The 26511-nt window shown below is 71.7% G+C and carries 17 protein-coding genes; 13 read left to right on the top strand and 4 right to left on the bottom strand.

Annotation, left to right across the window (positions count from 1 at the left end):
* Positions 1 to 183 precede the first annotated feature (183 nt).
* Positions 184 to 957 carry an SDR family NAD(P)-dependent oxidoreductase gene (locus tag OHS59_RS18325; protein ID WP_328494482.1) on the bottom strand — a complete coding sequence of 258 codons (774 nt, stop codon included), beginning with the start codon at positions 955 to 957 and terminating at the stop codon, positions 184 to 186.
* Between the two features lie 110 nt (positions 958 to 1067).
* A complete protein-coding gene (locus tag OHS59_RS18320; protein ID WP_328494481.1) occupies positions 1068 to 1745 on the bottom strand; it encodes an MOSC domain-containing protein in 678 nt (225 codons plus the stop codon).
* A 79-nt stretch (positions 1746 to 1824) separates the two neighbouring features.
* On the opposite strand from OHS59_RS18320, the gene OHS59_RS18315 reads away from it, so the two are divergent.
* Positions 1825 to 2739, top strand: coding sequence for a LysR family transcriptional regulator (locus OHS59_RS18315; RefSeq protein WP_328494480.1), 915 nt, complete (start codon positions 1825 to 1827; stop codon positions 2737 to 2739).
* A 143-nt stretch (positions 2740 to 2882) separates the two neighbouring features.
* On the opposite strand, the gene OHS59_RS18310 is transcribed toward OHS59_RS18315, so the two are convergent.
* On the bottom strand, positions 2883 to 3206 hold the full coding sequence (locus tag OHS59_RS18310) for a WhiB family transcriptional regulator (RefSeq protein ID WP_328494479.1): 324 nt from the start codon (positions 3204 to 3206) through the stop codon (positions 2883 to 2885).
* A gap of 380 nt (positions 3207 to 3586) precedes the next feature.
* Here OHS59_RS18310 and OHS59_RS18305 point away from each other — a divergent pair, with 380 nt between their 5' ends.
* From OHS59_RS18305 to OHS59_RS18290, 4 genes are all read left to right on the top strand, one after another.
* Positions 3587 to 4198: a response regulator transcription factor gene (locus OHS59_RS18305; protein ID WP_003948568.1), complete on the top strand. Its 612-nt coding sequence runs from the start codon at positions 3587 to 3589 to the stop codon at positions 4196 to 4198.
* 271 nt (positions 4199 to 4469) lie between these two features.
* Positions 4470 to 5057 carry a sigma-70 family RNA polymerase sigma factor gene (locus OHS59_RS18300; protein WP_328494478.1) on the top strand — a complete coding sequence of 196 codons (588 nt, stop codon included), beginning with the start codon at positions 4470 to 4472 and terminating at the stop codon, positions 5055 to 5057.
* Positions 5058 to 5337: 280 nt separating this feature from the next.
* Positions 5338 to 6843, top strand: a complete 1506-nt coding sequence (guaB, locus tag OHS59_RS18295; protein ID WP_328494477.1) for an IMP dehydrogenase — start codon at positions 5338 to 5340, stop codon at positions 6841 to 6843.
* Between the two features lie 138 nt (positions 6844 to 6981).
* Positions 6982 to 8106, top strand: coding sequence for a GuaB3 family IMP dehydrogenase-related protein (locus OHS59_RS18290; RefSeq protein WP_328494476.1), 1125 nt, complete (start codon positions 6982 to 6984; stop codon positions 8104 to 8106).
* A 71-nt stretch (positions 8107 to 8177) separates the two neighbouring features.
* Here the strand turns inward: OHS59_RS18290 and OHS59_RS18285 are convergent, their stop codons facing one another.
* Positions 8178 to 9383 (bottom strand): nucleotide sugar dehydrogenase, encoded by a 1206-nt coding sequence (locus tag OHS59_RS18285; protein WP_328494475.1) that lies wholly within the window; start codon positions 9381 to 9383, stop codon positions 8178 to 8180.
* 272 nt (positions 9384 to 9655) lie between these two features.
* On the opposite strand from OHS59_RS18285, the gene OHS59_RS18280 reads away from it, so the two are divergent.
* From OHS59_RS18280 to OHS59_RS18245, 8 genes are all read left to right on the top strand, one after another.
* The gene (locus OHS59_RS18280) at positions 9656 to 11362 is read left to right on the top strand and encodes a glycerol-3-phosphate dehydrogenase/oxidase (protein WP_328494474.1); all 1707 of its coding nucleotides are present in this window, start codon (positions 9656 to 9658) and stop codon (positions 11360 to 11362) included.
* A gap of 409 nt (positions 11363 to 11771) precedes the next feature.
* A complete protein-coding gene (locus tag OHS59_RS18275) occupies positions 11772 to 13952 on the top strand; it encodes a serine/threonine-protein kinase (protein WP_328494473.1) in 2181 nt (726 codons plus the stop codon).
* A 154-nt stretch (positions 13953 to 14106) separates the two neighbouring features.
* Positions 14107 to 16902 carry a protein kinase domain-containing protein gene (locus OHS59_RS18270; RefSeq protein ID WP_328494472.1) on the top strand — a complete coding sequence of 932 codons (2796 nt, stop codon included), beginning with the start codon at positions 14107 to 14109 and terminating at the stop codon, positions 16900 to 16902.
* Between the two features lie 333 nt (positions 16903 to 17235).
* On the top strand, positions 17236 to 19041 hold the full coding sequence (locus OHS59_RS18265) for a serine/threonine-protein kinase (RefSeq protein WP_328499258.1): 1806 nt from the start codon (positions 17236 to 17238) through the stop codon (positions 19039 to 19041).
* 177 nt (positions 19042 to 19218) lie between these two features.
* Positions 19219 to 20844, top strand: coding sequence for a serine/threonine-protein kinase (locus OHS59_RS18260; protein ID WP_328494471.1), 1626 nt, complete (start codon positions 19219 to 19221; stop codon positions 20842 to 20844).
* A 135-nt stretch (positions 20845 to 20979) separates the two neighbouring features.
* Positions 20980 to 22680, top strand: coding sequence for a serine/threonine-protein kinase (locus OHS59_RS18255; RefSeq protein ID WP_328494470.1), 1701 nt, complete (start codon positions 20980 to 20982; stop codon positions 22678 to 22680).
* 268 nt (positions 22681 to 22948) lie between these two features.
* Positions 22949 to 24391, top strand: coding sequence for a diacylglycerol/lipid kinase family protein (locus OHS59_RS18250; protein WP_328494469.1), 1443 nt, complete (start codon positions 22949 to 22951; stop codon positions 24389 to 24391).
* A 60-nt stretch (positions 24392 to 24451) separates the two neighbouring features.
* Complete coding sequence (locus OHS59_RS18245) at positions 24452 to 26470, top strand: serine/threonine-protein kinase (RefSeq protein WP_328494468.1); 2019 nt, start codon at positions 24452 to 24454, stop codon at positions 26468 to 26470.
* Positions 26471 to 26511: the final 41 nt, after the last annotated feature.

The raw sequence follows: 26511 nt of genomic DNA, 5'->3' as shown, positions 1-26511 counted from the left end.
GAAGCGCGGTCGGTTCTCGGCCGCGGGTCCGGTGAGGGCTGGTCGCGCCCACGCGGCGCAGCCGCACAAGGACGCAGCCCCGCGCCCCTGAAGGGGCACGGCAGGCGCAGACGAAGGCCCGGTCTCCCGTTTCGGCGGGGGACCGGGCCTTCGCGTTGTCGGTGCCTAACGGCAGCAACGGGGTCACTTGGGGCCGTACTTACGGCCCGTCTTCGAGCTGATTCCGCTGAGCAGGCTCCGCGGGGTCACCTTCGCCACGCCCATCAGGGCCTTGTAGCGCGGGTCCGGAATGGACAACGACCTGCCTCGCGCCAGGTCGGCCAGCGCGGCCGCGACCACCTTGTCGGCGTCCAGCCACATCCAGTTGGGGATGTTGTCCGTGCCCATCCCGGCCCGCTCGTGGAACTCGGTCCGTACGAACCCGGGGCACAGCGCCATCAGCCGCACCCCGCTGCCCGCCAGGTCCTTCGCCACGCCCTGCGTGAACTGCACGACCCACGCCTTCGACGCCCCGTACGTGCCGCGCGGCAGGAACGCGGCCGTCGACGCCACGTTGACGACACCGCCGCGCCCGCGCTCCCGCATGGACTCGGCCGCCGCGGACGTCAGCCGGAGGACCGCCTCGCAGTGCACCTTGAGCATCTTCAGCTCGTCCGCCATGGGGACGTCCAGATAGAGGCCCTTGTTGCCGAAGCCCGCGTTGTTGACGAGCAGATCGACGGAGTTCTTGCCGTCCGAGACGCGGGCGGCCACCGACTCGATGCCCTCGTCCGTCGCCAGATCCGCCGTCAGCACCTCCGCCTCGATGCCGTGCCGGTCGTGCAGTTCCGTCGCCTGCTCGCCGAGCCGTTCGGTGTCGCGCGCCACCAGCACGAGGTTGTGCCCGTCGGCGGCCAGCCGCCGTGCGAAGGCGGCGCCGATGCCCGCTGTCGATCCCGTAATCAGAGCCGTTGTCATGGCCCAAGGTTAGTGACCCGTCGCATGCTGTCCGAGCCGCGTGCGGCCCGAAACAGCCCGCGCGCACCGCGCTTCCCGCACCACCGCGAACCGCTCCGCCGGGGCCCCGTTCACGCCTTGCCGCCGCCGTACTTCTCCACGTACGCCCGCGCCTTGTCCCGTGTCTCCGGGTGCAGGGCGTCGCCCGCCGCCAACACCTGTGGCAGCAGCGTCCGTTCGACCGTGACCGCGCGGAACTGGAGGGCGACCGTCACCTCGTGGTCCGGCCGGTGCACGATCTCGATCGGATCGCCCGCCCGTATCTCACCGGGTTCGATCACCCGCAGATACGCGCCGGAGACCCCCTTCTGTGTGAACCGCCTGACCCAGCCCTTCTCGCCCAGGTGGCCCTGGAAGGTGAGGCAGGGGATCCGCCCGGACGTGATTTCGAGTACGACCTCGGAGCCGACGCGCCAGCGCTCCCCGATCCGCGCCCCGGACACGTCGATCCCCTCCGTCGTGAGGTTCTCCCCGAAGGTCCCGTCGGCCAGGGGGCGGCCCAGCTCGCGCGCCCAGTCGTCGAGGTCCTCACGGGCGAAGGCGTACACGGCCTGGTCGTCGCCGCCGTGGTGCCGCAGCTCGCACACGGCGTCCCCGGCGAGACCGCTCCCGCCGACGCCCTTGGGGCCGGGCGCGGACACCCGCACCGGCCCGTCCACCGGCCGCTTGTCGATCCCGGTCACCCCCTCGGCCTGATCCGTGTAGTCGACGGCCTTGGGCCGGCCCAGATTCAGAGAAAGAAGCTTCATGACGGCACGCTAGGCGATGCGATCCAAAGCGTCGACGCGATATTCGTCGCCGTATCCAAGATTCGCTTATGCTCGAAGGGTGATCGAGGCCCGCCATCTGCGCGTTCTGCGCGCCGTCTCCGCCACCGGCTCCTTTTCGGCGGCGGGGCGCGAACTGGGCTGCACCCAGCCCGCCGTCAGTCAGCAGATGAAGGCCCTGGAAGCGTCCGTCGGTACGCCGCTCCTCATCCGCACGGGCCGCGAGATGCGTCTGACCCAGGCCGGCGAGGCCCTCGTCCGGCACGCCGCGGGCATCATCGCCGGCCTGACCGCCGCGGAGGAGGAGGTCGCCGCCATCGCGGGCCTGCGCGCGGGCCGGGTGCGGCTGGTCTCGTTCCCCAGCGGAAGCTCCACGCTCGTACCCACCGCGCTGGCCGCCCTGCGCGCCGCGCACCCCGGCACCCGGGTCTCCCTTGAGGAGGCCGAGCCGCCGCGTTCCGTGGAGATGCTCCGCGAGGGCGACTGCGACGTGACCCTCGCCTTCCGTTACGAGGGGGCGGCCAAAGTGGGGGGCGCGGCGGGCCCGGACGAGTGGGACGACCTGGTGATCCGGCCGCTGCTCACGGACCGGCTCGTCGGTCTGGTCCCCGAAGGACACCGGCTGGCCCGGGCGGGTGCGGTCGCCATCGGCGATCTGGCCGACGAGCCGTGGATCGCCGGCTGCCCCCGCTGCCGGGCGCAGTTGATCGAGGTCTGCGAGAGGGCGGGCTTCACACCGCGCATCGACTTCGCGACCGACGACTATCCGGCGGTGGTCGGTCTGGTCGGAGCCGGCCTCGGGGTCGCGGTCCTGCCGGAGCTGGCCATCGAGTCCGTACGCCCCAAGGGTGCACGCACGGTGACGGTGGAGCCCGCGTTGCGGCGGGAGATCGTCGCGCTCACGCTGCCGGATCTGGCCCAGGTGCCCGCCGTGGCGGCCACGCTGGACCAGCTGGCCAGGGCCGCGGCCCGCTGAGGACGGTGTCGGCCGTGCCTACGGGGCGGGAGGTATGCGGTGGGGGACGGAAAGCGGGTGCACGCGCGTGCGTGCCGGTATGCGCGTCGGTCCGCGCGTCGACATGCGTGCCTGCGCGTGAGTCCGCGCGGAGAAACGTTCCTTCAGTGGTGTGACGGGTTGCCCCCGCTCGACGCGGAGACCAGGCGGTTGCGCGCCCGTCCCATGAGTTCCTCGCGCTCGTCCTCGGTAAGGCCGCCCCACACGCCGTAGGGCTCGCGCACCGCCAGCGCGTGCGCCGCGCACTCCGCCCGCACGGGGCACCTCATGCAGACCTCTTTGGCCGAGTTCTCACGAGCGCTCCGTGCCGCACCACGCTCGCCCTCGGGGTGGAAGAAGAGCGAGCTGTCGACCCCGCGGCACGCCGCGAGGAGCTGCCAGTCCCACAGATCCGCGTTGGGACCGGGAAGGCGGGAGAAATCTGCCATTGCTTTGTCCCCTTGTAGCCGTTTTGGTCGGTTACGTGGCCATCACCGTACATCTACGATCTAAGGAGATGAAAATATGACTCATTGCGAATCTAGCCTCAGACACCAGGAAATGGGAAGAAAAGCGGCTAAATGGGGCATTGCTTGTGATGAAACCTTGAGGGTCTGTCGCGGGTGTCTGCACCGTGTCCGTGCCCTCACGTAGAGTGCCGAAGGTGGTTCACGGCCCCGTAACTCTTTCGAGTGACCGTCGTTGAGTGTGCGAGGCGGTTGAAGGAACAAACGCTCGGGCAAGCGTCCGAGACGGTCGACCGCACAGGTGACGATTTCGTACCAGCCTGGAGGCCCAAGGTGACGCGCATCAGCTGCGGAGGACGGCCATGACATCCGTCCTCGTCTGCGACGACTCCCCGCTTGCCCGAGAGGCGCTCCGCCGCGCGGTGGCGACCGTGCCCGGTGTAGAGCGCGTGACCACGGCGGCCAACGGCGAGGAAGTCCTCCGCCGTTGGGGTGCCGACCGTTCGGACCTGATTCTGATGGACGTACGCATGCCCGGTCTGGGCGGCGTGGAGACGGTCCGGCGGCTGCTGTCCGCCGACCCCGGTGCGCGCATCATCATGCTCACCGTCGCCGAGGACCTGGACGGTGTCGCCCTCGCGGTCGCCGCCGGTGCCCGCGGCTATCTCCACAAGGACGCCTCCCGCGCGGAGCTGCGCGCGACCGTCACCCAGGCCCTCGCCGACCCGACCTGGCGGCTCGCGCCGCGCAGACTGCGGTCGGCCGAGATGGGCGCGGCGCCGACGCTCACCGCGCGTGAGATCCAGGTCCTGGAGGGCATGAGCCACGGCCGGTCGAACGCGGAGATCGGCCGTGAGCTGTTCCTCTCCGAGGACACGGTCAAGACGCACGCGCGTCGGCTCTTCAAGAAACTCGGCGCCTCGGACCGCGCGCACGCGGTGGCGCTCGGATTCCGATGGGGCCTGGTCCGCTAGGTGAGCCGCCGCGCGGGTACGGATGTCCCCGCCTGCCGAAAGGCGGGCGGGGCCGGGCCCGACAGGGGGTCGAACGGGGCCGTTCGGGTACCCGATCCCCGTTTCCCGGCGGATGCCGCATCCTTGAGGTGTGGAGTTCCTCGGGAACAGGTCGGTCGAGCGGGAGGGGAGGGCGCAGGAGATGAGTTCCGGCGCACCTGCTCATAACGCTTCGGTGCACAACTACGGACGCGGTGCCACGGATCGAACGACGCCAAGGCACCATGGACCGATGCGTGACGACGAGGCGGCTAATGCCCATGGGGTGATTGGTGCGCTCGTTCATCGCGCGGTCGAGGGCGACGAGCAGGCCACACACGATCTCCTCGCCCATGTCCACCCGCTCGCCATCCGCTACTGCCGTACGCGTCTGTCCCGGCTTCCGGGTGACGCGCGGCACTTCGTGGAGGACCTGGCGCAGGAGGTCTGCGTAGCGGTGCTGCTCGCGTTGCCGCGCTACAAGGACACCGGGCGCCCCTTCGAGGCCTTCGTCTTCGCCATCGCCGGTCACAAGGTGGCCGACCTGCAGCGGGCCGCGATGCGTCATCCCGGTTCGACGGCCGTGCCGTCGGACGAGATGCCCGAGCGGCCGGACGACTCGCTCGGCCCCGAGGAGCGCGCGCTCCTCAGCAGCGACGCCGAGTGGGCGAAGAAGCTGATGGCCAACCTCCCCGAGAACCAGCGCGAACTGCTCCTGCTGAGGATCGCGGTGGGCCTCACGGCCGAGGAGACCGGACAGATGTTGGGAATGTCACCCGGCGCGGTCCGGGTCGCCCAGCACCGGGCGCTCAGCCGCCTCAGGGCGTTGGCCGAGCAGTAGGAGATCCCTTTCCCCTGCCGTCGGTGCGCGCCTTCGTCATCGGTACGCATCGGTACGGCAAATTCTTGCTGCCGTCAGGGCGGGGCGCGGAGCCGCGGTGCGGGACGGCGCCCGTCCTGGATCCGGCTCCTGGATGGGCGCGGCGCCCGATGAACGGGGCAGCCGCCCGGCCCGTACGAATCCACGAGGCCCAGGGGCATCCGCAACCGTGGAATGAGACGGCCATGCTTCCCGTTAGCATGGACATCCGCACCGATCAAGGCCATTTGGGGAAGGTGTCATGACTGCAAACGTCGACGGAGTGCCCGAGAAATTCGCGACGCTCGGGCTGACCTACGACGACGTGCTGCTGCTGCCGGGCGCATCGGAAGTGCTGCCCAACGCGGTCGACACCTCGTCCCGCATCTCCCGCAACGTGCGCGTGAACATCCCGCTGCTCTCCGCGGCGATGGACAAGGTCACCGAGTCCCGGATGGCGATCGCCATGGCCCGTCAGGGCGGCGTCGGCGTACTGCACCGGAACCTCTCCATCGAGGACCAGGTCAACCAGGTCGACCTCGTGAAGCGCTCCGAGTCCGGCATGGTCACCGACCCGATCACGGTGCACCCGGACGCGACGCTGGGCGAGGCCGACGCGCTGTGCGCCAAGTTCCGCATCAGCGGTGTCCCCGTCACCGACGGCAACGGCAAGCTGCTCGGCATCGTCACCAACCGCGACATGGCCTTCGAGACCGACCGCTCCCGTCAGGTGCGCGAGGTCATGACCCCGATGCCGCTGGTCACCGGCAAGGTCGGCATCTCCGGGAACGACGCCATGGAGCTGCTGCGCCGCCACAAGATCGAGAAGCTTCCGCTGGTCGACGACGCGGGCATCCTCAAGGGCCTCATCACGGTCAAGGACTTCGTCAAGGCCGAGAAGTACCCGAACGCCGCGAAGGACGCCGAGGGCCGCCTCCTCGTCGGCGCCGCCGTGGGCGCCAGCCCCGAAGCCCTTGAGCGGGCCCAGGCGCTCGCCGAGGCCGGGGTGGACTTCCTGATCGTCGACACCTCGCACGGGCACAACAGCAACGCCCTCAACTGGATGGCGAAGATCAAGTCGAGCGTCGGCGTCGACGTCATCGGCGGCAACGTGGCCACCCGCGACGGCGCCCAGGCGCTGATCGACGCCGGTGTCGACGGCGTCAAGGTGGGCGTGGGCCCCGGCTCGATCTGTACGACCCGCGTCGTCGCCGGTATCGGCGTACCGCAGGTCACCGCCATCTACGAAGCGGCCCTCGCGGCCCGCGCCGCCGGTGTCCCGGTGATCGGGGACGGCGGTCTGCAGTACTCCGGAGACATCGGCAAGGCGCTGGCCGCCGGCGCCGACACGGTGATGCTCGGCAGCCTCCTCGCCGGCTGCGAGGAGTCGCCCGGCGAGCTGCTCTTCATCAACGGCAAGCAGTTCAAGTCGTACCGCGGCATGGGCTCGCTCGGGGCCATGCAGTCCCGCGGCCAGGGCAAGTCGTACTCGAAGGACCGCTACTTCCAGGCCGAGGTGGCCTCCGACGACAAGCTCGTGCCCGAGGGCATCGAGGGCCAGGTGCCCTACCGCGGCCCGCTGGGCAACGTGCTGCACCAGCTCGTCGGCGGGCTGCGCCAGACGATGGGCTATGTCGGCGCCGCCTCCATCGACGAGATGGAGACCAAGGGCCGTTTCGTGCGGATCACGTCGGCGGGCCTCAAGGAGAGCCACCCGCACGACATCCAGATGACCGTCGAGGCACCGAACTACAGCCGCGGCCAGTAGTCGTACCAGCAGTCGTAAAGAGGGTCCACGCGTGCGTGGAACTCACCCGAGGGCGGTCCCGGAGGCTCCGGGACCGCCCTCGTCGTATGCGTCGGGGATACTGGAACGCGCAGAACCGAAGAGGGAAAGGCCACACACGTGACTGAGATCGAGATCGGGCGCGGCAAGCGCGGCCGCCGGGCGTATGCCTTCGACGACATCGCCGTCGTCCCGAGCCGCCGTACGCGCGACCCGAAGGAGGTCTCGATCGCCTGGCAGATCGACGCCTACCGCTTCGAGCTGCCGTTCCTGGCGGCTCCCATGGACTCGGTGGTCTCTCCGGCGACCGCCATCCGCATCGGGGAGCTGGGCGGTCTGGGCGTCCTCAACCTCGAAGGCCTGTGGACGCGGCACGAGGACCCGCAGTCCCTCCTCGACGAGATCGTGGAGCTGGACGCGGAGACCGCCACCCGTCGGCTCCAGGAGATCTACGCGGCTCCGATCAAGGAGGAGCTGATCGGGATGCGCATCAAGGAGGTGCGCGACTCGGGCGTGGTCACCGCGGCGGCGCTCTCCCCGCAGCGCACCGCCCAGTTCTCCAAGGCCGTCGTGGACGCGGGCGTCGACATCTTCGTCATCCGCGGTACGACGGTCTCGGCGGAGCACGTCTCCGGTGCCTCCGAGCCGCTGAACCTGAAGCAGTTCATCTACGAGCTGGACGTCCCGGTCATCGTCGGCGGCTGCGCCACGTACACGGCGGCCCTGCACCTGATGCGCACCGGCGCGGCCGGTGTCCTGGTGGGCTTCGGCGGCGGCGCCGCGCACACCACGCGCAACGTCCTGGGCATCCAGGTCCCGATGGCCACCGCCGTCGCCGACGTGGCCGCGGCCCGCCGTGACTACATGGACGAGTCCGGCGGCCGGTACGTGCACGTGATCGCGGACGGCGGTGTCGGCTGGTCCGGCGACCTGCCCAAGGCGATCGCCTGCGGCGCCGACTCGGTGATGATGGGCTCCCCGCTCGCCCGCGCGACGGACGCGCCCGGCCGGGGCCACCACTGGGGCATGGAGGCCGTCAACGACGAGCTGCCGCGTGGCAAGAAGGTCGACCTCGGCACCGTCGGCACGATCGAGGAGGTCCTCCTCGGCCCCTCGCACACGCCCGACGGCTCCATGAACTTCTTCGGCGCCCTGCGCCGCGCGATGGCCACGACCGGCTACAGCGAACTCAAGGAGTTCCAGCGGGTCGAGGTCACGGTGGCGGACGCCCAGCACAAGCGGTGACGCCGCGCTCGGCTTGAGCCGACGAACGCGAAGGGGCCCGGTCACTCGGTGACCGGGCCCCTTCGCGTGCCTCACAGTCTGTGCGCCGCCCCCGTGGGGGTGGCTCCCCGGGTGTCCAGGAGGAGCTGGGCCTTCACCGACAGGCCCTGCAGGTCGTACGTGCGGTGCTGCTGGAGCAGGATCGTCAGGTCCGCGTCGGCTGCCGCCTCGTAGAGGGAGTCCACCCGGGGGACCGGGCGGTCCAGGATGCTCCAGGACGGGACATGCGGGTCGTGGTAGCTGACGGCGGCGCCCAGTTCCATCAGCCGGGTCGCGATCTCCTGGGCCGGTGAGCCCTGTTGGTCGGCGTGGTCGGACTTGTAGGTGACGCCGAGGAGCAGCACGCGCGCGCCGCGGGCCGACTTGCCGTGCTCGTTGAGGAGCGTGGCCGCGCGCTGGATGACGTACCGGGGCATGTGGTCGTTGACCTGCTGGGCCAGTTCGACCATGCGCAGGGCGCGGGTCCGCGGGCCCGCGAGGTCGCGGGGGACGGCGTGGCCGCCCACTCCGGGGCCGGGGCGGAAGGCCTGGAAGCCGAACGGCTTGGTCTCGGCGCAGCGGATGACGTCCCACAGGTCGACGCCCAGGTCGTGGCAGAGGACGGCCATCTCGTTGACCAGCGCGATGTTGACGTGCCGGTAGTTGGTCTCCAGGAGCTGCACGGTCTCCGCCTCGCGGGTGCCACGCGCGCGTACGACCTTGTCGGTGAGCCGGCCGTAGAACGCGGCGGCCGACTCGGTGCACGCGGGGGTGAGCCCGCCGATGACCTTCGGGGTGTTGGCGGGGCCGTGGTCGCGATTGCCCGGATCCACCCGGCTGGGCGAGTACGCGAGGTGGAAGTCGCGGCCCGCCCGGAGCCCGGAGCCCTCTTCGAGGAGCGGACGGAGGAATTCCTCCGTCGTGCCCGGGTACACGGGGGACTCAAGGATCACCGTGGTGTGCGGGCGCAGGTGCGCGGCCAGGGTACGGGCGGCGGAGGCCACCTGCCCCAGGTCGAGCGTCCCGTCCGCGCCGCGCGGGGTCGGAGCGCAGATGACGGCGGTGCGTACGCGGCCGAGCTCGGCCGGGTCCGTGGCCGGCCGGAATCCGGTGGAGAGCATCCGGCGCAGGTCGGCCGCGGCCAGGGGTGCGGGGTCGCCGCACTCGTAGCCGAGGGTGGCGATGCCGGTGGTCGCGGCGGCCCGGGCCAGGGGCAGGCCGAGCTGGCCGAGGCCGATGACGGCGAGATCTGCGGGCATGGCGGTGGGCCGTCCTTCCCTGTAGCCGGACTGGGACGAGGGCGCAAGCCCTGTGGACAGAACGGGCGAGCGCAATGTCAGACTAGGAGTAAATATGACCGATATGCGGGATTGCATGGTTGTGTTTCTCCGGGAGTCGCCGAGAGATATCCACAGGCGGACCGCCGGTGGTGGCCGATGCGGGGCATCACGGTCAGAATTTGGGCATGGGGGATGTGAGCAGGGCTTCGCCGTACGGGTGAGCCCGGCGCGACAGACAGCTGGAGGCAACTGTGCGGACAGCGACACTGGGACCGGCGGAGCGCGCCGAGTCACTCGCGGCGATGGCCGAGCGCGAGCTGGATGTGCTCGTCGTAGGAGCGGGCGTGGTGGGCGCGGGCACCGCGTTGGACGCCGTGACCCGCGGACTGTCCACCGGACTGGTCGAGGCGCGTGACTGGGCGTCGGGCACGTCGAGCCGGTCGAGCAAGCTGATCCACGGCGGCCTGCGCTATCTGGAGATGCTCGACTTCGCGCTCGTACGGGAGGCGCTGAAGGAGCGCGGGCTCCTGCTGGAGCGGCTCGCACCGCACCTCGTGAAACCCGTCGCGTTCCTGTACCCCTTGCAGCACAAGGGCTGGGAGCGGCTGTACGCCGGTTCGGGCGTCGCGCTGTACGACGCGATGTCGATGGCGCGCGGCCACGGGCGCGGACTGCCGACGCACCGCCACCTCTCGCGGCGCCACGCACTGCGCGTCGCCCCCGCCCTGAAGAAGGACGCCCTCGTCGGGGCGCTGCAGTACTACGACGCGCAGATGGACGACGCCCGCTATGTGGCGACCCTGGTGCGCACCTCCGCGGCGTACGGGGCGAAGGTCGCCAACCGGGCGCGCGTGACAGGCTTCCTGCGCGAGGGTGAACGCGTCGTCGGCGCCACGGTGCAGGACGTCGAAGGGGGCGGCGAGTACGAGATCCGCGCCAAGCAGGTGGTGAACGCCACCGGCGTGTGGACGGACGACACCCAGGCGATGGTCGGGGAGCGGGGCCAGTTCCACGTCCGGGCCTCCAAAGGCATCCATCTGGTCGTACCGAAGGACCGGATCACCTCGACGAGCGGACTGATCCTGCGCACCGAGAAGTCCGTGCTGTTCGTGATCCCCTGGGGCCGGCACTGGATCATCGGGACGACGGACACCGAATGGGACCTGGACAAGGCGCACCCCGCGGCGTCCAGCGCCGACATCGACTACCTGCTGGAGCATGTGAACTCGGTGCTCGCGGTGCCGCTGACACGCGACGACGTACAGGGTGTGTACGCGGGACTGCGGCCCCTGCTCGCCGGTGAGTCGGAGGCCACGAGCAAGCTGTCGCGCGAGCACACCGTGGCGCATCCGGCGCCGGGGCTCGTGGTCGTGGCGGGCGGCAAGTACACGACCTACCGGGTGATGGCCAAGGACGCGGTGGACGAGGCGGTGCACGGCCTCGACCAGCGGGTCGCCGAGTGCGTCACCGAGGACATCCCGCTGGTCGGCGCCGAGGGCTACCGGGCCCTGTGGAACGCGCGAGCACGGATCGCGGCGCGGACCGGCCTGCACGTGGTGCGCGTGGAGCACCTGCTGAACCGGTACGGGTCACTCGCCGAGGAAGTACTGGACCTCATCACCGCCGACCCCACGCTGGGCGATCCGCTGCCGGCGGCCGACGACTACCTGCGCGCCGAGATCGTCTACGCCGCCTCGCACGAGGGGGCACGGCATCTGGACGACGTGCTGACGCGGCGCACGCGCATCTCGATCGAGACCTTCGACCGGGGCACGCGCAGCGCGCGGGAGGCCGCCGAGCTGATGGCGCCGGTGCTCGGCTGGGACAAGGACCAGATCGAGCGCGAGGTCGAGCACTACCAGAAGCGGGTGGAGGCGGAGCGGGAGTCGCAGCGCCAGCCGGACGATCTGACGGCCGACGCGGCACGGCTGGGAGCACCGGACATCGTGCCGCTGTAGGGCGCTCTGGCCCGACCTGAATCAGCGTCACCCGAACGAGTGTGCCGGACCGGGATCTCTGTTCGGAACCCGGTCGTTCCAGCAGGTAAGGGGCGTAACTCGGCGGCGGACAGGGCTCGGTGCCCGCCGCCGGGGCGGCCGTGCGCGCGACCCGTATTTCGTGGTGGCTTCCGCGCGGGCGAAGTGGGTACCCGCTCTTTCGGAGGCGGTAACACCCTCGGTGGTGGCATCGAGAACTCCCCTTGTCGCAGCTCATGACGGGGGAGGACCGGGGCCGAGCGGCAGATGGGGGACGGATGCGGGACGGTTCGGGGAAGCGTCGCCTCCAGGAGAGGCACCCGGGGCATCGGACGGTGGCCGGGTGGGGGACAATGGAGGCTCTGTCAGGGCGGGTTGCATGAGGGGACGCATGTCGGAGGCGGAGCAGGCGGGAGCATCCCGTCAGGACGATGGTGGACGTCTCCTCGCCGGGCGGTACCGGCTGGGAGGAGTCCTCGGCCGCGGCGGCATGGGCACCGTGTGGCGGGCGGAGGACGAGACGCTGGGGCGCACGGTCGCCGTGAAGGAACTGCGGTTGCCGCCGCGCATCGACGAGGACGAGAAGCGTCGGCTGATCACCCGGACCTTCCGCGAGGCCAAGGCGATCGCACGGATCCGGAACAACAGCGCGGTGACCGTCTACGACGTGGTCGACGAGGACGACCGGCCGTGGATCGTGATGGAACTGGTCGAGGGCAAGTCCCTCGCCGAGGTGATCCGTGAGGACGGGCTGCTCACTTCGAGGCGCGCGGCCGAGGTCGGCCTCGCCATTCTCGACGTGCTGCGCTCGGCGCACCGCGAGGGCATCCTGCACCGCGACGTGAAGCCGTCGAACGTGCTCATCGGCAAGGACGGCCGGGTCGTGCTCACGGACTTCGGCATCGCTCAGGTCGAGGGCGACCCGTCCATCACCTCGACCGGCATGCTGGTCGGCGCGCCCTCGTACATCTCGCCGGAGCGGGCGCGAGGGCACAAGCCCGGCCCCGCGGCCGACCTGTGGTCGCTCGGCGGCCTGCTGTACGCGGCGGTGGAAGGCGTGCCGCCGTACGACAAGGGGTCCGCCATCGCGACGCTCACCGCGGTGATGACGGAACCGGTGGAGCAGCCGAAGAACGCGGGCCCGCTGGAGAACGTCATCTACGGCCTCCTCGTCAAGGACCCCGAGCAGCGCCTCGACGACGCCGGGGCGCGGGCGATGCTCACCGAGATCGTCAACACGCCCGAGCCCAAGGACGAGCCGGAGCCGGTGGACGCGACCAAGGTCGTGCCGTTGCCTGACCTCCCCTCGGAGAGCCCTGACAGGAAGAGCCCCTCCAAGAAGGGGACTTCGGGCGCCGGCAGGAAGAGCGAGGAGCCGGGCGACCGACTGCGCGGGGCACTGCGCTCCGTGCGCAAGGGCAAGGGCGCCGGAGCGGCCGGAGCGGCGGGGGCTGCCGCCGCGGCGGCAGGTACCGGAGTGGCCGCGGACCGGTCCGCGGAGACGTCGGGCGGGAAGGCCGCCTCGGCGTCGGCGTCGGCACCTGCCTCGGCCTCGGCGTCGGAGGCTCCCGCGGCTTCCGCTTCGTCCGGCGTGGCGCCTTCGCCTTCGCCGTGGCCTTCGAGTTCGCCTCCGGGTTCTGGTTCCGGCTCCGCCGGTGGTGCGGGGTCCGGTTCCGCGGGCGCCGGTGTGCCCGCTTCCGCGAAGAACCGGGACGTTTCCGCTTCGGCGCTGAACTCCAGTGCGGTGGGCGGAAGTCCGGGCGATTCCCGGCCCGCGTACTCGCGGGGCACCACCTCCAGGGCGCCGCTCACCGATGTGGTGTCCCGGCGGGCGCTGGTGATCATCGCCGTCGTCGTGGCGCTGGCCGTGCTCGGTACCATCCTCGCCGTCACGCTGGGTGGCGACGACGGCTCGGGCGCCAAGGAGAACAAGGGCGGCGACGACAAGTCGACGTCCAGTGGGGCGAACGCGGGAAGCGATACCAAGCAGGACGAGAACAGCGGCACCGATTCGGACGACGACAAGACGGACTCCTCCGGCGGCGGCGCCTCGAAGGAGAGTTCTCCCAGTGCGAGCGCTTCCGGCGAGTCGAGCGGATCGGGTGGGTCGGGCGGTGGCTCCAACAGCGGTTCGGGCAGCGGAGTCGAGTCGACGCACAAGGACGGGCAAGGGTTCTCGATCGGCCTGCCCAAGGGTTGGAAATACCAGTCCACGAGTGCGGCCGGCTCCCGGTTCGCCGGCCCCGACGGGCAGAAGCTGCTGGTCGGCTGGACCACGACGCCCAAGGACGACCCGGTGGCCGACTGGACGAACCAGGAGAGGAGCATGCGGCGGGCGGAGTATCAGCGGATCCGAATAGAGAAGGTGGACTACCGCGGCTGGAACACGGCCGACTGGGAATTCACCTATGTGGAGAGCGGTACCAAATACCGGTCCATAGACCGCGGCTTCGTCGTCAATGGCAGCCAGGGATATGCGCTCATGTACACCGCGAAGGACTCGAAGTGGGACACCGGGCTTCGCAAGGACACGTGGCGCACGCTGACAAAGTCGTTCGAACCGAAGTCCTGAGGGTCACGGGTCAATTGAGATCTCGTATCTCCTCATGACGGGTTGCCTCCGGCACGTATCGTGAGTGGTTGCGGACCGTACGCAGGCACAACTGCAGCCACAACGGGACGTATGGCGAACGGAATTGACCAACCGGGCGGCCGGGGGAGGCATTGTGGAGGACTATGCGGGACGGGTGCTCGCAGACCGTTACCGCCTGCCGCTCCCGCCGACGGACGAGTACGAACTCGCCGACACCACCCGGGCCTTCGACACCTACAGCGGACAGGAAGTCCTGGTCCGGCAGGTGCAGTTGCCCGAGGTCATCGAGGCGGAGGTGCTCGACGCGGACGGGCTGCCCGACGGGTTCGTGGCACGGGACGCCGGGGTGCGGCGGCCGTCCGCGCACACCACCCGGCGGCCCACCGAGCCGGCCGTGCGACGGGCGATCGAGGCCGCCCAGGCCGCGGCGCAGATACCCGACCATCCCCGGCTCGACCAGGTCTTCGACGTGTTCGCCGAGGGCGGGTCGCTGTGGATCGTGAGCGAGCTGGTGCCCGCGCGGCAGCTCGCGGCGCTGCTCGCCGAGGGGCCGCTGAGCCCGTACCGGGCCGCCGAGGTGGCCGCCGACGTGCTGACCGCCCTGCGGGTGCTGCACGCGCACGGATGGGTGCACCGGAACATCACCGCGCGCACGGTGCTCGTCTGCGACGACGGCCGAGTGATGCTCACGGGGCTCGCCTCGGGAGCCGCGGAAGAGGCGCTGTGCGGGTACGACCCGGTGCCGGCCGCCGAGGGTGAAGGCGGAACGGCAGGCGGCCAGGCGGGTCGGGCAGGTCAGACAGGTCCGTCCGGCGAGGCGGGTTCGTCCGGGCAGGCGGGCCGGCCCGATGGCGCGGCCGGGCAGCTGGGCAGGTCCGGTGCCCCCGGCCGGGCCGTGGGACAGGCGGTTCCCGGCGCGCGTGGGCCGGACGGCGGCCGTGCCGCGGTCGAGGCCGTGCGCGGCGGCGGCGGAAGCACGCTGCCCGTCACGCAAGCCCAGGCACATTCACAGGCCCAGTCGCAGGCGCATGCCTCGGACATGGCGCAGCGGGCGCTGGACGCGGGCGGAGACGTACGGGCCGCGCGGGCCGGGGCCATCGCGGCCTACCGCGCGGGTGCCCGCGCGGCGGCCCGGGTGCAGGAGGAGCAGCGGGGCGGCGGGAACGCGGCGTTGCCCGCGCCGCGGCCCCGGTCCGCCGACGGCGACACCGAGGCCGGTCGGGCCGCAGGGCCGATCTCGGGCCGGATAGCCGGTCAGGGGACGGAGCACACATCGCCGCCCGGACAGATCGCCGACCCGTACGGGGTGGGGCTGCCGGGCGCCTGGCACGGTGCGGCGCCGCGCAGCGGTGCCCCCGCGGTGGGAGGTTCCGGACAGGGCCGCCCTCCCGCGCTGCCCGACGGCCGCAACAGCGGTAACGGTGGTAATGGCGGCAACGGCGGGCACGGCGGAATCGGCCACACGGCCGGCGGCCGGGCGACGGAGGCCGCCGCGTACGGCGCCGGATACGCGCCGCCCGCCGACCACGCCTCCGCGGACCCCGGCACGGGCGCGGGCATGGCGACGGGCACGGGTGCGAGCACGGCTGCGGGTACGGGCATGGCTCCCACCCAGTGGAGTCAACTCACCTCCTCCTCCGCCGCCACCCGGCGGGGCCCGGCCACCGCGTTGGCGGCGGAGCGGGCCCGGCAGGCCCGGATGGCCGTCGTGGGGCCCGTCACCGAGCGCTGGGCGCCCGAGCAGGCCGGCCCCGTGCACGAGAACTGGCAGCTGGCGGCGCCGATCGGCCCCGCGACCGACCTGTGGGCGCTGGGCGCGCTGCTCTTCCGCGCCGTACAGGGCCACGCGCCCTACCCCGAGGAGAGCACCGCCGAGTTGGTGCAGCTGGTGTGCGCGGAGCCGCCCGCGTTCGCGGAGGAGTGCGGTCCGCTCCGACCGGTCGTGGAGTCGCTGCTGCGCCAGGACCCCACCGAGCGACTGGACTTCGAGGAGTTGCGGGGCTGGCTGCGTTCACTGGTGCGGTCGGCTCCCGAGCCCGAGGCGGGTACGTACGTCATAGCGGCACCGCCCGTGGACCCCACCCGGCTGCCCGTCGTACGCCGTCGGGGCGAGCTCGTCCGCAGGCGCCGGGCAGGGCTGCCCGCGACCACACCCCACGGCCGTCACAAGCGGGGCAAGCAGGGCAAGGAGGTCAAGCCCCGCAGGCTCGGCCGGACACTGCTGCTGCTGATCCTGCTCGTCATGGCCGCGGCTGTCGCGTACGCCATGGCGTTCATGCCCAGGACCGGCTCCGGCGGTGAGCGCACCGGTTCCGCGGGGGATGTCGTCACGCCCACTCCCGGGCACTCCGGGGACACCGGCGCGGGGCCGGACGGGAAGGCGAGTTCCGATCCGCAGGGCGGGAAGACACCGAGCAAGGAGAGCAGCCCGACGCGCTCGTCCAGCTCGACGACCCAGACCACCGGCCCCGAGCTTCCGCAGGGCTTCACCCTGCGCAAGGACTCCGAGGGATTCCGGGTGGCGGTCGCCAACGGCTGGGAGCGGACCGGGAAGAACGGACGCGGCCAGGTCGTCTACTCGCAGGGCAAGTTCGAGCTGCTGGTCGTGCCCGGACGTGACACGACCGAGGAGTTCGGCGGCGATCCGATGTCCTACCAGCGTGAGGACGAGCGCGAGCTGCAGCCGTTCCGTGACTCGACCTGGGCCACGTCCAGCGGGATGCGGCGGATCGACGTGGGCGGACGGGCCATGGCCGAGGGGCAGTTCACCTGGCAGGACGCCACGGGCAGCGAGGTCTACGTGCGGAACCTCGTGATCATCGCCGGTGGGCGCTACCACGTGGTGCAGGTGCGCGGCCCGGAGGCCGAGCGGGACGAGGTGACGCGGCTGTACGAGCAGGCGTCGTCGACGTACCAGATCACCGGCTGACGCCGTAACGCATCACCGGCTGACGCCGTACGGCATCACCGGGTGATGCCGCGTCGCGTCACCGGTCGGCGCCCGATCGCATCACCGGTTGATGTGGCGTCATCACACTGTGCAGCCGGGGGAGTTGTGCCGCCGTGACATCGGCCGTGCCGGCATCCGCCGTGGTGATGGCGCCGGTTCGCTGCTCAGCGCCCGATCACCGGGCGGCAACCGCTCGTTCATGTCCGAGGCAACCGTCACAGTGCTGTCTCCGTCGGACCCCGCCGGTTCCCTGGCTGGGTGTCGGTCCTTAGTCTGACCCTGTCAAGAGCATTGCGGGGAAACGTGAATCAGATGCAGGGCCTGCTCCTGGCAGGCCGCTACCGGCTCGCCGACTCCATCGGCAGTGGCGGCATGGGCCGAGTGTGGCGTGCGCGCGACGAAGTGCTGCACCGCGCCGTCGCGATCAAGGAGCTGACGGCCGCGCTCTACGTGTCCGAGAGCGAGCAGGCCGTCCTCCTCGCCAGGACCCGGGCCGAGGCCCGCGCCGCCGCGCGCATCAACCACTCGGCCGTCGTCACCGTGCACGACGTACTGGAACACGACGGCCGGCCGTGGATCGTGATGGAGCTGGTCGAGGGCGGCTCGCTCGCCGACGCCGTCAAGGAGCAGGGACGTATCGAGCCCAGGGAGGCGGCCCGGGTCGGGCTGTGGGTCCTGCGCGCGCTGCGGGCCGCGCACGCCGCCGGTGTGCTGCACCGTGACGTCAAGCCCGGCAACGTACTGCTCTCGCACGACCGGCGCGTGCTGCTCACCGACTTCGGGATCGCGCAGGTCGAGGGAGACACGACGATCACCCGCACCGGTGAGATCGTCGGCTCGGTCGACTATCTGGCGCCGGAACGCATCCGTGGCCAGGACCCGGGCCCGTCCGCCGACCTGTGGGCGCTGGGTGCCACGCTCTACACGGCTGTCGAGGGCAGGTCGCCGTTCCGCCGGACGACACCCCTGACGACCATGCAGGCCGTGGTCGGCGAGGAGCCCGACGCCCCGGAGAACGCGGGACCGCTCACCTCCGTCATCACCGCCCTGCTGCGCAAGGACCCCGCCGAGCGGCCCGGGCCGGACGAGGCGGAGCAGATGCTCGCCGAGGCCGCCGAGGGCAGGACACCGCACTCGGCGCAGGCCTATGTGCCCACGCAGCATGTGGACAACACCGGGACGCCCCAGGGAACGTACGGCCAGGGACTGCCGGGGTCCCCGGGCACGTACGGGCCGGCGCAGGCCGTCGCTCCCGGGTCCGAAGGCGCCACGCATGCCGTCGCCCATGGGTCCCACGGCTTCAACGGCCCGCAGAGCGGCCAGTATCCGCAGGGTCCCTACGGCGGCCCGGACGGCCACGACACGTACGGCAGTCACGGCCGGCCCGCTCCCGACCCGGCCGTCGCCACCGCGAACCAGCCCGCGGTGGCCGGCAGGCCAGGGCGCCGCCGGTTCCGTACCGTCGCCGCGGTCGTGCTGGCCGCCGCGCTCGTCGGTGGCGGCGGGGTCGCGGCGATGCTGCTCGCGGACGGACGGGGGCAGGACGGCGACGGGTCGAAGTCCCCGAACCACTCCTCGTCGTCTCCCAAGAACCCGTCCTCCTCGGGCGGGCAGGACGACGGGAAGCAGACCGAGGCGGCCCAGACCGGGGACGTGCCGGAGGGCTGGGAGCGGGTCGACGACCCCCAGGGCTTCAGCCTCGTACTGCCCGAGGGATGGAAGCGGCAGGTCGAGGGCACGCAGGTCGACTACACGCCCGACGGCGGCGAGCACTTCGTACGCATCGCTGTGGACGACTCGCCGGACTTCGACACGCCGTACCGGCATCTCAGTGACCTGGAACAGCAGATTTCTGGCCGGCTGAGCGAATACCGGCGGGTCGGTCTGGAATCCAACACTTTCCGGGACCGGCCGGGAGCGCTGTGGGACTTCACCTGGACGGCGCTGGCCAAGGACACGGAGTTTCCTGGGCCGCGGCGGGCCATGGAACAGGCGTATCTCGGCCGTGACGGGGTCGAGTACGTGATCTACACGTCTGCGCCCGCTGCGGACTGGGAGACCGCGCGGGAGCAGTTCGACACGATTCTGCGGGGGTGGCAGCCGCCTGCTTCGCAGTGACCGCCCCGGCGGGGCGTGTTGTCGCCTGCGGGCCGGTGGGGGCTGGTCGCGCAGTTCCCCGCGCCCCCTGCGGGACCCTTGTGGGGCCCTGCGGGTCTGGGGGCTTACGTCGGTTGTCGGCCAACCGCCGTTGTGCGACCCCGGAAGGGTTCCGTCCGTTGCGGCATGATGAGACGCATGGGGACCGAGGGGGAGAGACCGCGGGACAACGCCCGTGTCATCGCGGGCCGTTACCGCCTGGAAGCCAGGATCGGCCGGGGCGGTATGGGTGTCGTGTGGCGGGCCACGGACCAGTTGCTCGCCCGGCAGGTCGCGGTCAAGGAGATCGACCTCGACACCTCGCTCTCGGCGGCGGAGTCCCGGCTGCAGCGTGAACGCACCCTGCGCGAGGCCCGCGCGGTCGCCCAGTTGCGGCATCCGCACATCATCGTCGTGCACGACGTCGTCGAGCAGGACGAACGCCCCTACATCGTCATGGACCTGCTCGAAGGAGGTTCACTCGCCGAGCGGATCTCCCGGTACGGCCCCGTCGACGCCGTCGAGGCGGCCCGGATCGGCATCGACCTGCTCAGCGCGCTGAGCAAGGCGCACGCCGCCGGTGTCCTGCACCGCGACCTGAAGCCCGCGAACGTGCTCCTCACCCTGGACGACATCGTCGTCCTCACCGACTTCGGGGTCGCGCAGGTCGCGGGCGCGACGACGCTCACCGAGGGCGAGGCGTTCGTGGGCTCGCCCGAGTACACCGCACCCGAGCGGATGGCGGGCGACAGGACCGGGCCCGAGTCCGACCTGTGGTCGCTCGGCGCGCTGCTCTGTACGGCCCTGAGCGGTGAATCCCCCTTCCGCCGCGACTCGTTGGGCGGCACGCTGCACGCCGTGGTGGTCGACGACATATATCCGCCCGCCGCCGCCGAGCCCCTGCTTCCTCTCGTCCGGGGCCTCCTCGAACGTGATCCGGAACGGCGGCTCGACGCGATCGAGGCGGAGCGGCTGCTGCGGGCGTTTCTGGACACGGGCCGTATGCCGCAGGTCCCGCCCGGATACACACCGGGACGGCTGGACGCGTCGGGGCGGGACGCCGGCACCCCGGGGCCGACGGCGCCGGAGTCTGCCGTGCCGCACCCGCTGCGGGTCCCCTTCGCCGTCTCCCCGTCGATACGCAATGTGCTGATCGCGGCCGCCCTCGTCGCGGCGATGGCCGTCGCGGGTGTGTCCGCAGCCGCCCTCCTGATGGGCGACGGCGACAACGGGCCCTCGCCTCCCGCGGGTTCGGTCTCCTCGTCCCGTACGGCCACCGGCCCGACGCCGAGCCCCACCGTCACCGGCTCCCGGCCGACGGCCTCGGCCGGCCGTACGGTGCCCACGGGATACCGCCTCGCCCGCGACCCGGCGGGCTTCTCGCTCGCCGTCCCCGTGGGCTTCACGCGCGAGGCGCAGGGCGGGCGCGTCCACTACACGTCGGCCGGGAAGACCTTCCGTATCGGAGTCAAGGGGTCCGAACCGGAACCGGGCGGACCGCTCGCGGTGATGGAGCGCGCGGCAGCTGATGGACCCGACACCTACCCCGGGTACCGCGACGGCCGGGTCACCGAGACCACCCGTTCCGGACGCCCCGCCGCGCTCTGGGAGTTCACCTGGGACGGCTTCAGCGAGGCGGAGGGCGCCCGGCACATCTACGAGCTGTGCTGGGAGGAGGGCGGCCGGATGTACGACGTACTGGTGTCGGCGCCGGTCGGCCAGGCGCGGGAGGCGCGGGAGTACTTCGACGTGGCGGTGGACACCTTCGCCCGTACGGGCTCCTGAGCCGCGTTCCGCCGTAAAGCCGCACAAGGCGAATAAGCGTCGAACAGAACATAACGGGTGTCTCGCGTCACGGGTCTGTGACTGGAAAGCGCCCAGGGTGGAGCGGAGGCGCCTGCCGCGATAAGGATGGACCCCATGAGCAGCAACGGGGGAGCCCCTTACGGACCCGACGACCCGACGAGTTTCGGTCTGCAACCGCCGCGCCCACCGGTCGCCGTGCCACACCCCGGGAACCCCTACGCCGTACCCGCCCGGATCGCGCCCGGGCAACAGGCACAACCGGTGGCGCAGCAGGCGCAGCCGCCGGTGCGGCAGGCGCCGCAGGATCCCGGCTCCGGGCGGCTCATCGCGGACCGGTACCGGCTGCTCGACAAGCTCGGCCACGGCGGCATGGGAACTGTATGGCGGGCCAAGGACGAGACGGTGGACCGCGAGGTCGCGGTCAAGGAACCGCGCGTCCCCGACCACCTTCCCGAACGTGAACAAGCCAATGTCCATGAGCGGATGCGCCGCGAGGCGCGCGCCGCGGCCCGGCTCGACCACCCGGCGGTCGTCAACGTCCACGACGTCGCCGTCGTGGACGGCCGGCCGTGGATCGTGATGGAACTGGTCCGGGGCCGGTCGCTCGGCGCCGCGCTGCAGGAGGGCACGCTCGGGGCGCTGGAGGCGGCGAGGATCGGCCTGGAGGTGCTCGGCGCGCTGGAGGCCGCGCACGCGGCGGGCATCCTGCACCGCGACGTCAAACCGGACAACGTCCTGCTCGGCACGGGCGACCGGGTCGTCCTCACCGACTTCGGCATCGCCCAGATCGAGGGCGAGACGAACCTGACCGACACGGGCGGCTTCGTCGGCTCGCCCGAGTTCATCGCGCCCGAGAGGGTGCTGGGGCAGCGCCCGGGTCCGGCCTCCGACCTCTGGTCGCTGGGCGTGGTCCTGTACGCGGCCACGGAGGGCGTGTCGCCGTTCCGCCGCAGCAACACGCCCGCGACGCTCCAGTCCGTCCTCAACGCCACGCCGGCCCCGCCCAACGCGGCCACGGGACCGCTCGCCGAGGCCATCAACGGCCTCCTCGACAAGGACCCGAACCGCCGCCCGGACGCCGCGCGGGTACGGGCCCTCCTGGAGCGAACCGTACGGCCGCCCCAGCCGGAGCCCACCCGGATCGTGCAGTTGCCGGCGCCCGGCGGGAGCCGGCCCGGCGGCCTGCGGGCGCGCGTCGGCCGCAAGGGCTGGATCGGCCTCGCGGCGGTGGTCGTCGCTGCCGCGGTGGCCGCGTACCTGGTGGTCGCGGACCCGTTCGCGGGCCCGCTGCCGGACGGCTGGAAGAAGGCCGAACTGAAGGCCCTGGGCGCCACGGTGGCCGTACCGGAGGGCTACCGGAAGACCGTGCCCAAGCCCGACGCGCCCAAGGACGAGCACTGGGTCCAGTTCACCGATCAGAGCGGCACCCTCTGGCTCAGCCTGTCGCTGGAGAAGAAGGCCGAGGACACCTCGGGCGAGATCGCCGGGACCGCGTCGGCCGAGATGTACGAGGACGACACCGCGTACAAGCAGAGCGGTGCCTACGGGCTCGGCATGGACTCCGATCCCGCGCCCACGAGTGACCCCAAGGACGTCAAGTACAAGGACCGCAAGGCAGCGCAGAACACCGTCGTCTACACCAGCACCGACACCGAGAATCCGCGTCCGCGCGAGATCCAGGTCCTGTACTACAGGACGACGTCGGGAGACATGTACAAGCTCATGATCGGCTACCCGGGCAAGGGTGATTTCACCGAGCGCGGGCGGGCGGTAGCGAGGACGGCCATCGCGAACCTGGACATCGACAGGTTGTGAACCCCCGGCGGCGCCTTTCCGGCGCTTTTCCGAGGCGTCAAGTGGACCTCGGTAGCGGCATACTGCTGCCCCGGGCCGTCGTTCTTCGGGTGCGGTCCGGTGGGGGTTGCCCGCGCAGTTCCCCGCGCCCCTGAAGGCACGAAGGCAACGCGGGTCCGCCTGTTCGGGGGCCTGGGGAACGGCGCAATCTTCTGCCTCTAGGGGCGCGGGGAACTGCGCAATCTGTTGAGGGCGCGGGGAACTGCGCGAACGGTGAGAGGCGGCAGGCGTGGGCCTGGATCTTGACGGGCGGGCGCATGCCCGGCAGCGCTGGGCGGCGCGTGGTGCCCTGGCCGCGGCCGGCATCGCGGTGCTGCTGCCGCTCCTGTTCGGGGGAGTCGCGAGCCTGCTGCTCGTCGCGGTGGGAGTGTTCGGCACGGCGGTGACCGTGGCCGCCCTGTGGTGGGTCCTGACGCTGCGGGGACCGGCCCGCGCGGCGGCCGTGGCGCTGGCCGCCGCGACGCCCGCCGCCGTCATCTGGTTCTTCGCCGCCGAGAACCTGCTGTGGGTCGTCTTCGTGTCCCTGGTCCTGTGGGGAGCGGCCGTCTGGGCCGGGAAGTTCGCGCTCAGCAGCACCAGGTCGCACACGGTGAGCGTGCGGGAGCACCGGACCCCCGCCCCCGTCAGCCCCTTCCTCATCATGAACCCGCGCTCCGGGGGCGGGAAGGTCGAGCGGTTCGGGCTGAAGGAGAAGGCCGAGAAGCTCGGGGCACGGGTCCATCTCCTCGACCCCGAACGGCAGGAGGACGTCACCGTCCTCGCCCGGCGGGCCGTCGAGGACGGCGCCGATCTGCTCGGTGTCGCGGGCGGGGACGGTACGCAGGCGCTGGTCGCCGCCGTCGCCGCGGAGCACGGCATTCCGTTCCTCGTCGTCTGCGCCGGGACCCGCAACCACTTCGCGATGGACCTCGGACTCGACCGGGGCGACCCGGCGGCGAGCCTCGACGCGCTCACCGAGGAAGGCGTCGAACTCCACGTCGACCTCGGCTTCGCCGACTCGCACCCCTTCGTCAACAACGCCTCGTTCGGGGCGTACGCGGTGGTCGTGCAGAGCCCCGAGTACCGGGACGACAAGGTCCGTACGACGCTGGAGCTGCTGCCCGAGCTGCTCACGCACCAGCGCGGGCCGCGGCTGACCGCCAGGGTGGAGGAGGCGGGCGGGGCCGCCCGTCCGGAGGCGGGGGGCGCCACCCGGGCGGCCGTCATCGACGCGCCCCAGGCCCTTCTCGTGAGCAACAACCCCTACCGCATGGACGATCCGGCGGGGCTCGGCTACCGCGAGCGGCTGGAGTCCGGCGTGCTGGGCGTCCTCGGTGTCCGGGTCGAGAACGCCGCCGAGGCCGCCGGGCTGCTGCTGGGCAGGCACTCCACCGGGCTCACGGTGCTGACGGCCCGCGAGGTGGTCGTGGACGCCGACCGCCCCGAGATCGAGGTCGGCGTGGACGGCGAGGCACTCATGCTCCCCACGCCGGTACGGTGCCGGATCGAGCCCGGCGCCCTGCGCGTGCGCGTCCCAGGGAACCGGCCGGGCGTGCCGGAGGCCAAGCCGCCCATCGACTGGCGCCGGCTGCGCAAACTCGCGGCGGCGGTCGGGCGTACTGCCCTGCCCGGACACCGTGCGCTGCCCCGGGAAGAGCACCTGCCCGCGAACCGGACACCTCCTGCGGCCTGACCCGTGGTGCGCACCGCCCGAACATCGACAAGCTCCGCCCGCGCACGGTACTGATGGGACATGAGCGATGACGGGGGGCGCCTGGTCGGCGGCCGTTACCGGCTGACGGAGCGCATCGGCTCGGGCGGCATGGGCACCGTGTGGCGGGCCACGGACGAACTCGTGGGGCGGGACGTCGCCGTCAAGGAGCCCCGCCTGCCCGGTGATCCGCGGGACGCGGCCCACCAGCGCGCGTACCACCGGCTGCAGCGCGAGGCGCGGGCCGCCGCGCGCGTGGACCATCCCGGCGCCGTCGCCATCCATGACGTGGTCGTGGAGGACGGACTGCCTTGGATCGTCATGGAGTTGATCCGCGGCGAGTCCCTGCACGAGGTGCTGCAGCGCGGCGCGCTCCCGCCCACCGAGTCGGCGCGGATCGGGCTGTCCGTCGTGGGCGCACTGAAGGCGGCGCACGCCAAGGGCATCGTGCACCGCGACGTGAAGCCCGCGAACGTCCTGCTCGGACAGCACGGCCGCGTCGTGCTCACCGACTTCGGCATCGCGCACATCCAGGGCGAGGAATCGCTCACGATGAGCGGGGAGTTCGTGGGCTCCCTCGAATTCATCGCGCCGGAGCGGATGTCCGGCCGGGGCGCGGGCCCGGCCGCGGACATGTGGTCCCTGGGCGTCTGCCTGTACGCGGCCGTCGAGGGCTGGTCCCCGTTCCGGCGTACGACGCTGGAGTCCACCCTCGCCGCGATCCTGTCCGCCGAGCCGCCGGAACCGAAGCACGCGGGGCCGCTCGGGCCGCTGATCGTACGGCTCCTGGCGAAGGACCCGGACCAGCGGCCGGACGCCGACGAGGTCGCCGCCTCGCTGGAGGCGGTGGCGGAGGGATGGCCGGCACCCAGGGGCGACCTGACGGCTCCGCAGGACGCCGCTCTCTTACGGGAGTTCGCGGACGACTCCGGGACGATGCGGTTCGGACGGGCACCTTCGCATCCCGAGGTACCGGGGGAGGTCTCGGCTCCGGTCCCGGTCTCGGTCTCGGTCTCGGACTCGGACTCGGCTCCGGTCCCGGTCTCGGCTCCGGTCCCGGTCCCGGTCCCGGTCCCGGTCCCGGTCTCGGTCTCGGACTCGGACTCGGCTCCGGTTCCGGTCTCGGACTCGGCTCCGGTTCCGGTCTCGGACTCGGCTCCGGTCCCGGTCTCGGTCTCGGACTCGGACTCGGCTCCGGTCTCGGACTCGGTCTCGGGCTCGGTCCCGGATCCGGACTTGGCCCCAGACTCCGACCCGGCCCCGGGCGCGGGCCCGGACTTCAATCCGGACCACAACCGGGACCCGGTCCCCGCTCCGGCCCCGGGCCCGGACTCGCATCCGGACCTCAAGCAGGACTCTGACCCGGCCTCCGGCCCAGCTCCCGCCCCGGCCCCCGAATCGGACAGCACCCACGCCACCGACGCCGATGTCGTGCTCCCGAAGCCGGGGAGGCGCCGGGCTTCCCGGCTCGTGGGCGGCACGCTCGTCGGCGTCCTGCTCGTGGCGGGCGGCGTCTGGCTCGGCACCTCGCTCACCGACGGCGTGGGCGGGACCCCGGCGGACTCGTCCGCGACCTCACCCGAGACCGCGCCCGTCCCCACGGTCGGCGAGGTGTGGACCGCCCGCCCGGAGAAGGACCTGAAGGCGGTCCTGCACCTCCCCCGGCAGTTCGTGCGCTTCCACGAGCAGGGCGGCGCCGACGACCAGCCGCGGATGGCGATCTTCGACAACGACGAGGTCGTCCAGGTCCGGCTCACCCAGTGGGACGAGGCGCCGAGCTCACCGATGGCCAGAGCACGGCATCAGGGCGACACCTGGGCGGGATACGGGGAGTCGAGGACGCAGTACACGCCCACGTCCTTCCACGGGGACGAGGCCGTGCTCGCCGACACCACCTACGACACCGAGGGCAACCTGACCCGGGTCATGGAGCTGATGATCCTCACCGACGACGGCCGTCTGTACGAGCTGCGGGTGGACATGCCCAAGGGGACGGCGGACGAGAAGAGGGGCACCGCGGTGTTCAAGGGGGCGCGGGAGCGTCTTGAGATCGAGCCGTAGGTTCCGGGTACGGATTCTCCGCCGGGCACGGCCGGACTCCG

The sequence above is a fragment of the Streptomyces sp. NBC_00414 genome, from assembly GCF_036038375.1.
Classification (GTDB): Bacteria; Actinomycetota; Actinomycetes; order Streptomycetales; family Streptomycetaceae; genus Streptomyces.
Note: the sequence above shows the minus strand (reverse complement) of the source record. Positions and strands in the feature narration are given on the sequence as shown.